We start from the raw sequence: 14,410 nt of genomic DNA on the forward strand, positions 1-14,410 counted from the left end.
AAGATTTGATGTGTCCGTAACCGGGGCACATCGCAGGTTTTTCGGACCGCAGCTCGGGTATTCGTCGGAGATTTCTTAGGGTTTCTCGCTATCGAATTGTAAAATAGCGGAACTTCCCGTCGCGGATATGACAGAAGGAAAGAACCGTTTCGGTTACGACTGCTGCAGAACCATCAGATGCTTTGCCGCATCAGGCACATGCCGTTGCTTTCATCCCGCAGCCGCAAGGCCGGTTGTTCCATGAGGATGTCCCGGAAACTGGAGAAGCGCGGCGGCTTGAGCAGATAGCCGGAAGCACCCAAGGCCGCGGCACGTTCCTGGTCGGGCTCGTGGTTGGAGCCGCTGCACATGATGACGAGGACATCGCGCAGGGCTTCGTCCTCCTTGATCTGCTCCAGCAGCCGAAAGCCGTCGACATCGGGCATGTTGATGTCGAGCAGGACGAGATCGACGGCGGCACCGGGGGTGGTCAGCAGGCGATGGGCTTCGCGCCCGTCGCGCGCGCTTTGCAGGTTGCAGCGCAGCTTGGGCCGCCTGAACAGGGCGATCTCGGTCATTTCCAGATCCGCCTCGCGGTCGTCGACGATCAGGACATTGGCCATGGCGAACATCTCATTCCCGACGACATCTTCCGTTTCCGGCAGTTCTGCATCGGGGAGCGAAAAGGAGAAGCTGGCGCCTCCGCCTTCTCGGCTTCCGCAATGTATCGTCCCGCCATAGAGCGAAACGATGCGCCGGCAGATGGCGAGGCCGAGGCCCGAGGCGTCGTTGCGGTGAACCAGACGGCGGAAAGGTTCGAACACCTGCTCGCTCTGGTCTGCGGGAATGCCGTTCCCGTCGTCGCTGACGGTAAAGAGGCGATGTCCGGCAGACCTGCTGCTCTCGATGGTGACGGTGATCGGTCCTTCGTTGTGGAGGATGGCATTGGCAACGAGGTTTTGGAGCAATTGCCGCAGATGGACCGGATCGGCGAGGAGTGCGGGCAGCGCTCCGTGCACGATCGTGGTTTTCCGTTCGGCGATGATGCGGGCGAGGTTTTGCCGGACTTCGGCCACGACATCGCCGAGAAGGCACGAGGAACGGGTGGAAATTTCCGGAGAATCGAGCCGGGTGTATTGGGCCACGGAGTCGATGAGGGTGCCCATCCTTGCGGCGGAATCGCCGATGAAGCGCAAGTAGGTCGCCTGGGTTTCCTGATCCTGCGGTTCCTCCCGCAGCATTTCGGAGAACGATATGAGTGTCCTCACAGGTTCTCGCAAGTCGTGGGCGAGCGCGCGGGTGAAGATGCCGAGGCTGGCATGTTGCTCGCCGATGCGGATCTGCTGTTCTTGCAGCCTCCGGATCATGCCCTGAAGGCGGGTGTAGAGTTCGGCGTTTTCCAGCGCGACGGACGTCGTGTCCGCCAGTGCCTGGAGAACCGCAAGCTCCTCCGCCGAAGGAAGGCGGTGGGTGGACCAGTAGTTGCCGATGGCCCCGATCGGCGACGTCCGGCGGATCGGGACCATGGCCATGCTCTTCACGAAGGTGGGGCGATAGGCCTCGACCGGCACGCGCGGGTCGTCGTAGATGTCCTCGATGACGACGCTTTGCGCGTTCACCATCACCCAGCCGCTGACGCAGCGGTTCATGGGGAAACGCAGGCCCTTCCACAAAGGGGCGATGGCGTTTTCCTCGGCATAGTAGCAATTGTCGCCATCGCGCAGGACGAATGTGGCGCCGTCCGCGCCGGTCAGGTTGCGGGCGGCATCGCGCACGACTGCGGTTACTGCATCGAGATCCCGCGCATGGGAGAGGTCCTGCACGAAAGCGACCAGCCGTTCCATCGCGGAAAGATACCAGGATTCGGCAGAGGCTGGAGGCGCGGCTGGAGGCTCGGCGAGAGGCTCGGTGGGGGGCAGGGCCAAGGTCTGTTTCATGTCATAGGCCTTCGAGAGGCGACGCCGTTTGCGTGACGGACGGTAGCTTTCCGGAGCTTTCGGGAAAGCGAAGAGCCGGTTAGGTATTTCAACCGGAATCGTGGTGGTCCCTGTACGGCGCGTGGCGGTGCGCCTAGAAGCGGACGATGTCTTTCCGCCTGCTTATCGACGGTCGCCTTTGCGACGGCGTATCCACTTTCGATGTCCTCGATCCCGCCACCGGCACCGTGCTTGCTTCCAGCTGGTGCGCTGACGATGCCCTGGCGGACCGGGCGATTGCCGCTGCCCATCGTGCCTTTTCCTCGTGGCGCGGCACGTCGCCGGGGCAGCGGGGGGCTGCCCTTGATGCCCTGGCCACCGCGCTGGAGCGAGAGACCGAGGCCTTTGCGCGGCTCCTCACGCAGGAGCAGGGCAAGCCGCTGGCCGAAGCGCGGGGCGAAGTCGGCGCTTCGGTGGCGGCGCTGCGTTATCATGCCGGTCTGAGGCTGGAAGATCGTGTCCTTGTCGAGACTTCGGAAGAGCGGATCGTCGAGCAGCGCTATCCGCTGGGCGTCGTTGCGGCCATCGTGCCGTGGAATTTTCCGCTTTTGCTGCTCGTTCTCAAGCTGGCTCCCGCACTGGCGGCGGGCAACTGCGTCATCGCCAAGCCCGCTCCGACCACGCCGCTCACCGCGCTCAAGCTCGGCGAACTGGCGGCGGACCTGCTGCCGCCGGGCGTGTTCCAGACGCTGGGGGATGCCGGATCGCTGGGGGCGTTCCTGGCCGCGCATCCGGGGATCGCCCATGTCAGTTTTACCGGATCGACCGCGACGGGCCGCAAGGTCATGGCCTCGGCCTCCGCCACTCTGAAACGCTTCACTCTGGAATTGGGCGGCAACGACGCTGCCATCGTCCTCGACGATGCCGATATCGCCGCAGTCGCGCCCCGGCTGTTCGAGGGGGCGATGTCCAATGCGGGGCAGGTCTGCATCGGCATCAAGCGCATCTATGCGCCGCGCAGCCGGATCGATGCACTTTGCGATGCGCTCGCCGATCTGGCGAAGCAGGCGGTTCTCGGCAACGGTTTGGACGAGGCGACGACGCTCGGCCCGGTCCAGAACGCCGCGCAGCACGCGCGTCTGGGTGACCTGCTGGAAGAGAGCCGCCGTCTGGGCCGGGTGCTGACCGGTGGTACGCCGCTGCCCGGGCCGGGCTGGTTCGTATCGCCCACGGTGATCCGCGACTTGCCCGAGCAGGCCCGCCTCGTGCGGGAGGAGCAGTTCGGACCGGTCATTCCCGTCCTTGCCTACGACAGCGTGGAGGAAGCCGTCGCGCGTGCCAACGACAGCGAATACGGCCTCGGCGCTTCGGTCTGGAGCGGTGATGTCGAGCGTGCCCTGTCCGTCGCTTCGGGGATCGAGAGCGGGCTGGTCTGGGTCAACCGGGTCTTCAGCCTGCCGTTCGATGTGCCGATCGGCGGCGCGAAGCAGTCCGGGATCGGTCGTCATCAGGGGCTTGCGGGCATGGAGGAATTCACCCAGGCCCGCATCGTCAACGCGTCGCTGGTTTCAGGGCCGCTTGCATAGCTGGAGCATACGGGAGTGCACATGCAGGACGTTTTTCTCTTCTCCTACGGCACCTTGCGGCAGACCGAAGTGCAGCTGGCCCTGTTCGGTCGCGAAGTGGCGGGCACGCCGGACGCCATGCTGGGCTGGCGGCAGCGCATGATCGAGATCACCGATCCCGAGGTCATCGCCAAAAGCGGTACACGCTGGCATCCGATGGTCGAGCGCAGCGACAGCGCGGAGGACGCCGTGGAAGGCACGCTGTTCCGGATAACGCCGGAAGATCTTGCCAGCGCCGATGCCTACGAAGTCGACTATGTGCGCCGGGAAGTGTGTCTGCGTTCGGGCCTGACGGCCTATGTCTATGGAGATCCCGAGGAATGATCGTCAGGCCGAAGCCGGGGCTGCGGGAAATTCTCTTTGCGGTAAGCGGGTCTATCTTGCCCCGCATCCTCGGCCGACTGCTGACGATTGCGGTGATCTGCGTGGTCGCGGTACTGGCGGCGGGCAGTCATCCCGGGGTGTTCGTCCAGATCAGCGCCATTCCCTTCACCTTGATCGGGATCGCACTTTCGATCTTCATGAGCTTTCGCAACAATGCCTGCTACGACCGTTGGTGGGAAGGCAGAAAGCTCTGGGGATCGTTGCTCATCGCCTGCCGATCGATCGCCCGCCGCGTCGCATCTCTCGACGAGGCGGAGCGCCGCTATTTCCTGCTCGGCGCGACGGGTTTCACGGCCGGACTGGCGGCGCAACTACGCGGACGCGACGAGCCGGAAGCGATAGAGGCCCATTGCGGGCCGGGGGTGTGGAGCACGGCGGCGAACCCCAACGACACGCTGCTGCGCGAACTGGGCGTGCGCGGCTTCGCGCTGATGCAATCGGGGCGGATCGGTCCGATCCATCACTCGCTGCTGGAAGAGCAGCTTCACCTTCTTGCGCAAGTTCAGGCGGGCTGCGAGCGGATCGCCCTGACGCCGGTGCCGTTCAGCTATTCGCTGCTGCTGCACCGCACGGCCTACATCTTCTGCCTGGCCCTGCCGTTCGCGCTGGCGGGAACGCTCGGCTGGTGGACGCTGCTGCCTGTCCTGCTGGTGAGCTATACCTTCTTCGGCCTCGATGCGCTGGGCGACCAGCTCGAAGATCCCTTCGGTCTGGAACCCAACGATCTCCCGCTCGATGCCATGGCGCGCACGATCGAGCGGGAAATGCTGGAGGCCCTGAACGAACCTTCATTGCCGCCGCCGCTGGCGCCGGTCTCCCATGTCTTGCATTAAGGAAGTCTTTGTGACCGCATCTTCTCCTCTTACGGCATCCCCGCGCGAAGCGGTCGGTGAGCACTATTCGATGGAGGCCCTGCGCGAGGCCCAGGCGCTGTCATGGCGGGCACTGGAGCGTATCGTCGAACAGGTTCGTCCGGGCATGCGCGAGAGCGAGGCCGTGGCGATCGGCCATGCCGCGCTGGCGGAGCTTGGCATGGAGAAGTCCTGGCACCCGGTGCTCGTGCGCTTCGGCGAGAACACCCTGAAGATCTTCAGCGATCGCAGCGAAGGCGATGCCGTTCTCGGCGCAAACGATATCTATTTCATCGACATGGGGCCGGTGTTCCTCGGCCACGAGGGCGATGTCGGCGCGACTTTTGCCGTGGGCGACGATGCGGAGATGCAGGCCTGCGCCCGCGACGTGAAAGTGCTGTTCGACCGCGTGCAGGCGATCTGGGGACAGGGCGAAGTGACCGGCAGCGCGCTCTATGCCCGCGCGGAGGAAGAGGCGCGGGCGATGGGCTGGGTGCTCAACCTCGACATTCGCGGGCACCGGGTCGGCGATTATCCGCATTCGGTGCACAAGGGCGGCAATCTCGGTAACTTCGATCAATTGCCTGGCAAGGGACTCTGGATCCTGGAAATGCAGATCCGCCATCCGACGCGGCCTTTCGGCGCCTTTTACGAGGACCTGCTGGCTTGAGACTTGCGGTGCGCCCCGGTTCGGCGGGGCGCACCCTGCGCGATCAGAAGCGGTAGTTCGCCATCAGGCCGAAGTAGTTGCCGTTCTTGCCGCCGTTGGCCTGGAAGGAATCGCTGGCCGCGAAGTACGTCTCCCAGAGGCGGAAGGCGAGCCGGTCGGTCGCCTGCCATGAGGCTTCGAGGTTGAGGTCTGTGCCGATCGAACGGCTGGAGCCGTAAGGCGCGAAGCTCGATCCCGAGGGGCCGATGTAGACCCCGTCGCCCTTGCGAGCGCGCCACAGGAAGTCCGGTCCGGCCATGACGGTGATCGCGGGCGTCGGCTTGACGGTGACCGAGGGATAGATGTCCATCAGGTTCGAGAAGCTGAAGAACGCCGCCTCGCTGATCAGCGGCAGGCGGGCGGCGGCGGGAACGAAGGTGCCCATCTTGCCGTCGGTCAGGTCCTTGTCGCCGCTGAAGTAATTCGTGCGCAGGCCCAGGCGCGGCTTCATCGGCGCGTCGAACGTGTAGCCGCCTTCGAACATCGCGCCATAGGCCCGGATGTCCTTGTCGATGAAAGTGCCGCTCTGATAGGTGCCTTCGAGATCGAGGTCCCAGTGCGGGCCGCGCTTCCAGAGGCGGCCGCCCCAGTTGTTGCGGTCGTCCTTGCCGACGCCTGCGGTGAGCGTCGCGCGGTCGCGCTTCATCTCGTACCAGTAGAGGTCGGTGCCGAAACCGGCGATGCGGTTGGGCGCGCTGATGTAGATACCGTGGAAGTCCTGCGCATGGTTCGGGCCGTCGTCGAAAGTGCCCGGCTTGATCTGGACAGGCTTCACCGCGAAGACGTCTACCGAGAGTTTGCCCGGCAGGATGTAGGTGGCGCGCAGGCCCTGATAGGTGAAGCGCATGTTCAGCCCTTCGCGTACGCCCGCCAGCTTGCCGTTGCCCAGCGGCATCTCGAAGCGGCCGGGGCGGAAGGTGATCTTGCCCGCCTTGCCCAGCGGCACTGTCACGTCGATGAAGGCCTGGTAGATATCCGCCTTGTCGCGATTGGGCGGGGTGGCGAACTGCTCGCCGAACTCGCGATTGTCGCCGAGTTCGAGATAGGCGCGCAGGTTCTCGCCGACGTGGAGGTCGGCCAGCAGGCGCAGGCGCGACTGGACCGGATCGTTGTTGTCGTTCGCCCTCAGGCCCAGCGAGGAGCGGTGCCAGTCGGTATAGTAGATGCGGGCCTCGCCGCCGAGCGTCAGATAGACGTCGTCGCCCGCGATGGGGATATGCTTGATCTTTTCGAGCAGCGGGGCGTCGGCCTCGGGCTTCTTCGACCAGTCCTCGGTCCAGCGGATGTTCTGGGGCAGGCCTGCCGGGCCGGGGCGTCCGCCGGGCATCGCTTCGGCCGGGCGGCCCTGCGACTTTGCCGGACGGATGCCCGGAGGCGCCTGCGTGGACAGGGTGCCGGCCTCGTCGGTCTTGGCGCTGTCGGGCGGAACCGACTGGGCGAGGGCGGGCAGGGCGGCAAGTGCGGCCGTGCCGCAGGCAAGCAGGGTCAAGGCGCGGGGGGAGCGCATGGAAAATCCTCTCGGGAAACGTCTTGCTATTTTTAGGCGGGGATGGCCGGCCTGAAGCGGCCACCCCCGCATTTTTTGCCGATCAGGCGATCGCGCTTTCGCGGTAGCGCACCTGTGAAAGCACCACGGCGGCGATCAGCGTACCGCAGGCCAGGGTCATGGCGACCGGGGCAAGTCCCCAGCCCGCATTGAACAGCAGACCGGCGACGATCGGGCCGAGCGCGGCCCCGGCGCGGCCGACGCCGACCACCAGCCCCGTGCCGCCAGCGCGCAGCGCCGCCGGATAGCTCTGGGCGATTACCGCGTAGAAACCGGCGATGGCGGCATTGGTGAAGAAGCAGGCCACGCAGGCGATCAGCGACAGGCCGCCGAGGGTCGAGAAGCCCTGACCGAACAGCATGACCGCCCCCGAACCCATGACCATCGAGGCGACCACCAGCGGACGGATGCCGACCTTCTGGCTGAGCAGGCTGACGGTGATCGAGCCGATCGCGCCGCCGATATTGGCCCAGACCAGCACGCCGCCCGCCGCACCGGGCTCGAAGCCGAGATCGACGACGATCTTGGGAATCCACTTCACCAGGAAGTAGAACGTCATCATGTGGAAGAAGCATACGGCGGTCAGCATCGTCGTGACGCTGGCAAGGCCCGGCGCGAAGAGGGCGGCAACGCTGGTCTTCTGCTTGACGGGGTCGGCGGGGGGCATCTGGGGCAGCGGCTGGCGGCCCTGACGAACGAGCGTGCGGTTGATCTTCTCCAGTGCACCGGCGGGACGCTTGAGCAGGAGGAAGGCCATGGTCTCGGGGACCAGCCAGAGCACCAGCGGGATGAAGCAGAGGGTGACGGCGGCGCCGAATTCGAACACCGATTGCCAGTGTCCCGTTTCCGCGAGCAGCCAGGAAGCTACCGAGCCGCCGACGATGGCACCCATCGGATAGCCGCCCGCCATGATCGCGACGGTCAGGTTGCGGCGCTTGGCGTTCGAACATTCGGCGACGACCGCGTTGGTCGCGGCGAGCATGCCGCCGATGCCGAGCCCGGTGAACAGGCGATAGGCGGAAAGGATCGGGACGCTGGTCGCGGTGGAGGCCATGAACATTCCCAGGCCCATGATGACCAGGCAGGCCAGCAGCATCGGGCGGCGACCGACCTTGTCGGCCAGGCTGCCGAGCACGAAGGCGCCCACGCCCATGCCGAACAGTTCCATCGAGAGCACGAGGCCGATCGCGGCACGGTCGATACCCCAGTCTTTGGCGATACCCGGCGCGGCGAAGCTGATCGACAGAACGTCGAAGCCGTCGAGCGCGTTGAGCGCGGTTGCGACGGCGATGGCGATTACCTGCCGGTAATGCATCGGTTCACGCGCAATTGTGGCGCGGGGGTCTTCCATGCACTTCTCCTCTGCCGCCCCCGGTTTTTGCTTGGGGGCAGATCTTATTGGCGACTCTTCATGGGCAGGCTCGGACGTCTCCGCCCAAGCCTGCCGCGGAGTTGGGTGAGGTGCTGGTCGCTGGTCCTGAGATGGTCTTCAAGTATACCACCGCGCAATCGAGGCACAAATAGCCAGATTGGATAGCCGCGCCATGGCTAAGTGCTTATCGCAAAAGGGCTGGGTTTTGCGGCGCGGAAAAGGGCCGCGTGCCTATAACTTCGATGTCAGTCGCTGAATTGTCGATTCGGTGGTTACGCGATCCGGCCGTTCTCGAAGCGCGAGAGCATAAGGCCCAATGGGATCAGCACCAGCGTGATCGCCGCGACCATGCCAAAGGCCAGCCACCAGCCATAGACCGTCCCTTGCAGCCAGCCGGTCAGCGTCGGGCCGAGTGCGGCGAAGCAATAGCCGATGCTCTGAGCCTTGGTGGAGGCGCGGCGGTTCTCGTCCATGGTGCGGGTGAACTTCATGATCATCATGAAGACGAGCACGAAGGTGCCGCCGTGGGCGATACTGCCGATCGGCGCCCAGAGCATCCATTGCTCTGGCGCAAGGAGAATCCAGATGGGCGTGATGGTCCAGATCACGCCCATCGCCGCCATGAGCGTGCCCAGCGAAAATCGCCGGGCCAGCAGTGGAATGCCGAGCGAGCCGGTAAGCGAGAGGATCTGGAATGCCGAAGCGACGATGCCCGCCTGCGTTGCGCTCATGCCGCCTGCCCCGGCGAGATAGGTCGGGAGCCAGGCGGTCAGGCTGTAATAGGCGAAGATATGGACGGCAAAGGCGAGCGTCATGATCCAGATGGCGCGCTGCTGGCCGGGGCTCGGCGTGGCAGGCGCCGAAAGCTCTGCAGCGGCGCTCCGGCTTTCCTCGTCGGGAGACGCTTTCGGCCGGGTGAGCAAGCGGACGATCATGGCCATGACGGCAAGCCCGGCCCAGGCCGCCAAGGCCAATCGCCAGCCGACGCGATCCGCCATCGGCGCGGTAAGGGCCAGCGTGAGCATCGCGCCGAGATTGAGCGATATCGTGTAGAGGCCGGTGACGAGGTTCGTCTTCCCGGCGAAATCGCGCGCGATCAGCATGAGGGTGACGATGTTGCCGATCGCGATGCAGAGGCCGATCAGCAGCGTACCCGCGAACAGCCCCTCGATCCCCGCGAAAGGCCGCAGCAGCATGGCCAGCGCCACGCCCGCGAGAACCAGCTGGATCGAACGGTCGATGCCGAGCCGGGCGATCAGGGGCGAGACCAGCGGTGGCAGCAGGCCGAAGCACAGCACCGGGATACTGGTCAGCAGGCCCGCGCCCACCGAGCCGAGACCCAGGCTCTCCCTTATCGGTCCCAGCACGGGCTGGATCGCGGTGATCGGGCCGCGCAAGTTGCAGCCGAGCAGGATCAGCGCCAGCAAGGGCATCCAGAAGCGAGCAGCCTTTACTGCGGGGGCTGCGCTGCAAGTCTGCGTCGGCGACGATGAAGTCATCGCGGCTGGATGCAGGGTGAGGCTGCAATTGGCAATGGCCCAGTGCGCGAAGCCGACCGCTCTTCACTGGCCTTGGCAGGACATGTCTGGTATGAAGCGGGCGTCGGCAATCAGCAGGGAGGGCGACGATGTACCATTCGTATCTGCCCTTTTGGGCTCGCATTCGCGACTGGGGCTGACCGGGTTTCCCTGGATACCTGCCTCTCCTGATCCGGCCCCATGGCTTCGGACCAAAGCTGAAACCCGCTGAAACAAGGACCGCGCCAGGCCGCGCGGACATCTCTCCATGACCGATACCGACGAAGACCTGTTCCCGCGCGCCGCGGTCCTGCGCAAGGTTCTGGCGTTTGCCTTCGGTCACTGGCGGCGAGCGCCGGTGCTGGCAGTGGCCTGCGCCGGGGCGATGATGCTGGCGACCGTCACCGAAGTCTTCGTGCCGATCTACGCCGGACGCATGATCGACGCGGTCGGCGGCGGACTTGCGGCAGAGGCCTGGCGGGCCTTCGCGGCGATTACCGTGCTCGGTCTCGGCCTTGTCGTTTTCCGCTTCCTCGGCTGGTGGGCGATCACGCCGCTGACCCTGGGAATGATGCGCGACGTGACGCAGGAAGCCTTCGCCCGCGTCCAGCGCCTCTCCACCGACTGGCACGCCAATGCCTTTTCCGGCTCGACCGTGCGGCGCATCACCCGCGGCATGTGGGCGCTCGACACCCTGAATGACGTGCTGCTGCTTTCGCTGCTTCCCTCGCTGACGGTGCTGGTGGCGACGGTGATCCTGATGACCCTGCACTGGCCAGTGCTGGGGCTGGTGATGGCCGTTGGCGCGCTGGCCTATATCACGCTGACCGTGGGACTGGCGACGCGGGTGCTGGCCCCGATCGCGCGGCTTTCGAACCAGTGGGACACGCGGATCGGCGGCATCCTGGCCGATGCGATCGGCACCAATGCGGTCGTCAAGGCCTTCGGCGGCGAGGAGCGCGAGGAGGAACTTCTCGGCAGGATCGTCGCCAAGTGGCGCAGGCGGACCTGGCGGACCTGGATGGCCTTCACCTGGGCAGGCACGGGGCAGACCAGCCTGCTTTGGCTGGTGCGTGCAGCGGTGACCGCTGCGGCGCTTTGGCTGTGGATGCAAGGGCAGGCGGGTGCGGGCGATGTGGCCTATGTTCTGACCAGCTACCTCGTGCTCAACGGCTATCTGCGGGACATCGGCCAGCACGTCCACATGCTCCAGCGTTCGGTGAACGAGATGGAGGAACTCGTCCAGCTTCACGAAGAGCCGCTGGGCGTGGCCGACCGCGCCGATGCGCTGCCCATTCGTATCGTCGACGGCGCGATCCGCTTCGAGGACGTGACGTTCCATTACGGCGGACAGGACAAGCCGCTGTTCCGGCATCTCGACGTGACGATCCCGAGCGGCCAGCGGGTGGGGCTAGTCGGGCCTTCCGGCTCGGGCAAGACCAGCTTCGTCAAGCTGATCCAGCGGCTCTATGACGTCGAGCAGGGCCGCGTCACGATCGACCACCAGGACGTGTCCCATGCCACGCAGAGTTCGCTGCGGCGGCAAGTCGCCATCGTGCCGCAGGAGCCGGTGCTGTTCCACCGGACCCTGGCGGAGAACATCGGCTACGGCCGCCCGGACGCCACGATCGAGGACATCGAACAGGCGGCCCGGCTGGCCAATGCGCACGATTTCATCATGCGCCTGCCCAAGGGCTATCGCACGCTCGTGGGTGAGCGCGGCGTCAAGCTCTCGGGCGGCGAGCGCCAGCGCATCGCCATCGCGCGCGCCTTCCTTGCCGATGCGCCGATCCTCATTCTCGACGAGGCGACTTCCAGTCTGGATTCCGAATCCGAGGCGGCGATCCAGGATGCAATGGAGCGTCTCATGGTGGGCCGGACCGCGATCGTCATTGCGCACCGCCTTTCCACGGTGCGGGCGCTGGACCGCATCCTGGTGTTCCATCGCGGCGAAATCGTCGAGGACGGCGTGCATGAGGCTTTGCTGAAATCGGAACAGGGGCAATATCGTCGCCTGTTCGAGCGGCAGGCCGGGACGGTCGAGGCGGAGATACATTGAGTTTTTCCTCCCCTCGGTGGGGGAGGAATTCCGTCGCAAAACTGAAATGGCGGGCGGCTAGAGGCCGCGCATGGCACTTGCTTCCCCGCACCCGGCCCGACAGCGGGTAGCGGCACGTTCCGGCTTAGGGACCGAAGCGCGGCTGGTTGGCTATGCCAGCGGGAATTTCGGCAAGAACCTGGTCTTCGCCGGTGCCGACGTCACCTTTCTCTATCTCCTGACCGACCTGTTCGGACTGCCGGGGGCGGTGGCGGGATTGCTGATGCTCGTGGCGGTGGCGGGAGACCTCGTGTTTGACTTGCTGGCGGCGCTGCTGGTCATTCGCCTGCGCCGTGTGGGCAAGGGCTATCGCTGGCTCATTCTGGCGGGCGCGATCCCGGCCGGAGGCGGCTTCGCATTGCTCTATGGGCTGCCGGCGCTGGGGGCGGAGCGGGTCTGGATGGTCGCTGCCGCGCTCCTGTTGTTTCGCGGCGCCTATGCGGTGATCGACGTGCCGCACAATGCGCTGATGGCGCGCATGACCGTGGACAGCCGCGCGCGGGGGCGAGTCTCCGGCTATCGCCTGTTCTTCAGCACGACATCCTCGCTGACCGTCGCCGCGCTGCTGACACCGACCGTCCAGCACGCGGTGTCGGCACGGATGCTGGAACTGCTGGCGCTGACCGGCTGCCTGGCAGGCGTGCTTTTCGCCATGACCATGGCCTTCTCGGCTCTGGCTTCGGGGCGCGAGGTACCGCCTCCGGCCGAGGGCCTCGGCGACGGCATTGCCGTGCCGCTGCGTGACGGGCTGGTCCTCGGCATGGGGCTGGTTGCGGCGATCACCGGTTTCGCGGTGCCGACGTTCGAGCGGATGCTGCTTTACATGGGCACTTACGTCTTTGATCGGCCGGAAAGCGTGAGTTCCCTGTTGATCGCCGTGACTTGCGGACAGTTCCTCGGCGTACCGTTCTGGACCATGCTGACGGGGCGCTACGACAAGAGCCGGTTGCTGGCGGCGGGACATTTGCTCTGCGCCGGAAGCCTGGCGCTCTTCGCCTTCTGCATGGCCTGGCCGCCGCTTCTGCTGGCCTGCGCCGTGCTGATCGGCGCAGCCTTCACCTGCGTGTTCATGCTGCCCTGGGGGCTTCTGGCCGACACCGTGGACTTCGTCGCCTTGCGGCATGGACGCCGGTTCGAGACCGGCCTCTTCGCATTCTATCTCGTGGTCGTGAAGGCCAGTGGAGCGGCGGCGAACGGAGTGATCGGCTGGTCGCTCGGGAGCCTCGGCTATGTGCCGGGGGCGGAGCAATCGGCGCTTGTCCGTACCGGCATTCTCGTGCTGGGGCTGGGCGTGCCGATCGCCGGAAGTCTCGGCGCTTTCGTGATGCTGCGGCGTTTCGACATCGGCCATGCGCGCCACGCCCGCGTGCTTGCGGCGCTATCTCGCCGCAGGCACGCGGTAAGGGGGGTCGTCCCGTTCAGGCCCCGATCTGTGCCGGTGCCGAGCCGGTTTCGGGATCGTAGGCCGGATTGGCCGGGTCGAGCGGCGAAGGCGTAAGCGGCTTGGGTTTTACCGCGCTTTCGGCCCAGGCCCGGCAGATCATGTCGCGGAGCATCGCCGCGCCCTTGCCGGTCTGGGCATAGACCATCTCGCGCACGTCCTTGTCCTTGAAATTGGCGAAGCGGTCGCGTTTTTCGAGGACATAGACCTGCTCCATCCGGCCCGCTGCATCGTCGAGGTAGGCCAGGACGGCGCCAAACATGTCGCCTTCACGGTGGCCGGGAGAGCCGATGCGCGGGGCGATGTCCTTGACCGTGAGACCGATGCCGTCGACGAAATCGCTCTCGAAACGGCCGTGGATCGTGCGGTCGCGGGTGTAGCCCTTGGGATTGTCGCCTCGCCAACCGTCGCTGTTGACGGAATCGTGCAGCGGCTGGGCGCCGTCACCGATGTAGTGGCCTAGCCGGATAACATGGAAGGCGCAGTGCTGTTCGGCGAAGGCGGTATCCTTGCCCTCGGCCCGAAGCGCACGGATCTGGCGCATGCAGGCGATCAGGCGTTCGTAGGATTCCATCGCGGCATAAGGCAGGGTGCCGGTCCAGCGGACATTGGTGCGCGCGGCGGCGGCCGGGTCGCTGTCCTTGATCGCCTCGTATTGCTTGTGGAGCGCGATCACGAAGGCATAGCGCGAGCGAGGGATCGGCTTGAGAAAAGCGAACTGCTCCTTGAACCAGCCGTGGTTGGGGTCTTCCTCGATCTTCGAGAACGGCTCGCTGTCGCCGCGCCAGCCGTCGGGGAGGGACGCCGAACCGGCGATATAGTCCACGTGCTTGCGCAGGAAGGTCGGGCCGTCGTCGGGGATGGCCTCGATTGCGGCGCGGTCGATGACGGCATGGGCGGTCCCGCCCCATGCGAGTACGGGGGCGGGCAGGGCGGCGGCGGCAAGCGCTGCGAGATTGAGAATACGCATAT

General features: G+C 65.6%; 11 protein-coding genes. 6 read left to right on the plus strand and 5 right to left on the minus strand.

Features of this window, described 5'->3' with window-relative positions; genetic code table 11:
- Positions 1-173 precede the first annotated feature (173 nt).
- Positions 174-1,916, minus strand: a complete 1,743-nt coding sequence (locus V7066_RS00105; protein ID WP_334181215.1) for a hybrid sensor histidine kinase/response regulator — start codon at positions 1,914-1,916, stop codon at positions 174-176.
- Positions 1,917-2,062: 146 nt separating this feature from the next.
- On the opposite strand from V7066_RS00105, the gene V7066_RS00110 reads away from it, so the two are divergent.
- From V7066_RS00110 to V7066_RS00125, 4 genes are read left to right on the plus strand one after another with little or no spacing between them, the layout of a single operon-like run.
- Complete coding sequence (locus V7066_RS00110) at positions 2,063-3,481, plus strand: aldehyde dehydrogenase family protein (RefSeq protein ID WP_334181216.1); 1,419 nt, start codon at positions 2,063-2,065, stop codon at positions 3,479-3,481.
- Between the two features lie 21 nt (positions 3,482-3,502).
- The gene (locus tag V7066_RS00115; RefSeq protein WP_334181217.1) at positions 3,503-3,844 is read left to right on the plus strand and encodes a gamma-glutamylcyclotransferase family protein; all 342 of its coding nucleotides are present in this window, start codon (positions 3,503-3,505) and stop codon (positions 3,842-3,844) included.
- Positions 3,841-4,737 carry a bestrophin family protein gene (locus tag V7066_RS00120; RefSeq protein WP_334181218.1) on the plus strand — a complete coding sequence of 299 codons (897 nt, stop codon included), beginning with the start codon at positions 3,841-3,843 and terminating at the stop codon, positions 4,735-4,737. Before V7066_RS00115 ends, V7066_RS00120 begins: the two co-directional genes overlap by 4 nt.
- 10 nt (positions 4,738-4,747) lie before the next feature.
- A complete protein-coding gene (locus V7066_RS00125; protein ID WP_334181219.1) occupies positions 4,748-5,425 on the plus strand; it encodes a M24 family metallopeptidase in 678 nt (225 codons plus the stop codon).
- 43 nt (positions 5,426-5,468) lie between these two features.
- Here V7066_RS00125 and V7066_RS00130 read toward each other — a convergent pair whose 3' ends face one another.
- The 3 genes from V7066_RS00130 to V7066_RS00140 all read right to left on the minus strand — a co-directional run bounded on the left by V7066_RS00130 (position 5,469) and on the right by V7066_RS00140 (position 9,881).
- A complete protein-coding gene (locus tag V7066_RS00130) occupies positions 5,469-6,971 on the minus strand; it encodes an alginate export family protein (protein WP_334181220.1) in 1,503 nt (500 codons plus the stop codon).
- Positions 6,972-7,053: 82 nt separating this feature from the next.
- On the minus strand, positions 7,054-8,361 hold the full coding sequence (locus V7066_RS00135; RefSeq protein WP_334181221.1) for an MFS transporter: 1,308 nt from the start codon (positions 8,359-8,361) through the stop codon (positions 7,054-7,056).
- A gap of 293 nt (positions 8,362-8,654) precedes the next feature.
- Positions 8,655-9,881, minus strand: a complete 1,227-nt coding sequence (locus V7066_RS00140) for an MFS transporter (protein WP_334181222.1) — start codon at positions 9,879-9,881, stop codon at positions 8,655-8,657.
- A 286-nt stretch (positions 9,882-10,167) separates the two neighbouring features.
- Here V7066_RS00140 and V7066_RS00145 point away from each other — a divergent pair, with 286 nt between their 5' ends.
- Together V7066_RS00145 and V7066_RS00150 are read left to right on the plus strand one after the other, a co-directional pair.
- Positions 10,168-11,958 (plus strand): ABC transporter ATP-binding protein, encoded by a 1,791-nt coding sequence (locus V7066_RS00145; RefSeq protein WP_334181223.1) that lies wholly within the window; start codon positions 10,168-10,170, stop codon positions 11,956-11,958.
- Positions 11,959-12,028: 70 nt separating this feature from the next.
- Positions 12,029-13,495, plus strand: a complete 1,467-nt coding sequence (locus tag V7066_RS00150) for an MFS transporter (RefSeq protein ID WP_334181224.1) — start codon at positions 12,029-12,031, stop codon at positions 13,493-13,495.
- Here the strand turns inward: V7066_RS00150 and V7066_RS00155 are convergent.
- A complete protein-coding gene (locus tag V7066_RS00155) occupies positions 13,416-14,408 on the minus strand; it encodes a nuclease (protein WP_334181225.1) in 993 nt (330 codons plus the stop codon). The genes V7066_RS00150 and V7066_RS00155 overlap by 80 nt on opposite strands.
- Positions 14,409-14,410: the final 2 nt, after the last annotated feature.

It is taken from the genome of Novosphingobium sp., assembly GCF_036820275.1.
Taxonomy (GTDB): Bacteria; Pseudomonadota; Alphaproteobacteria; order Sphingomonadales; family Sphingomonadaceae; genus Novosphingobium.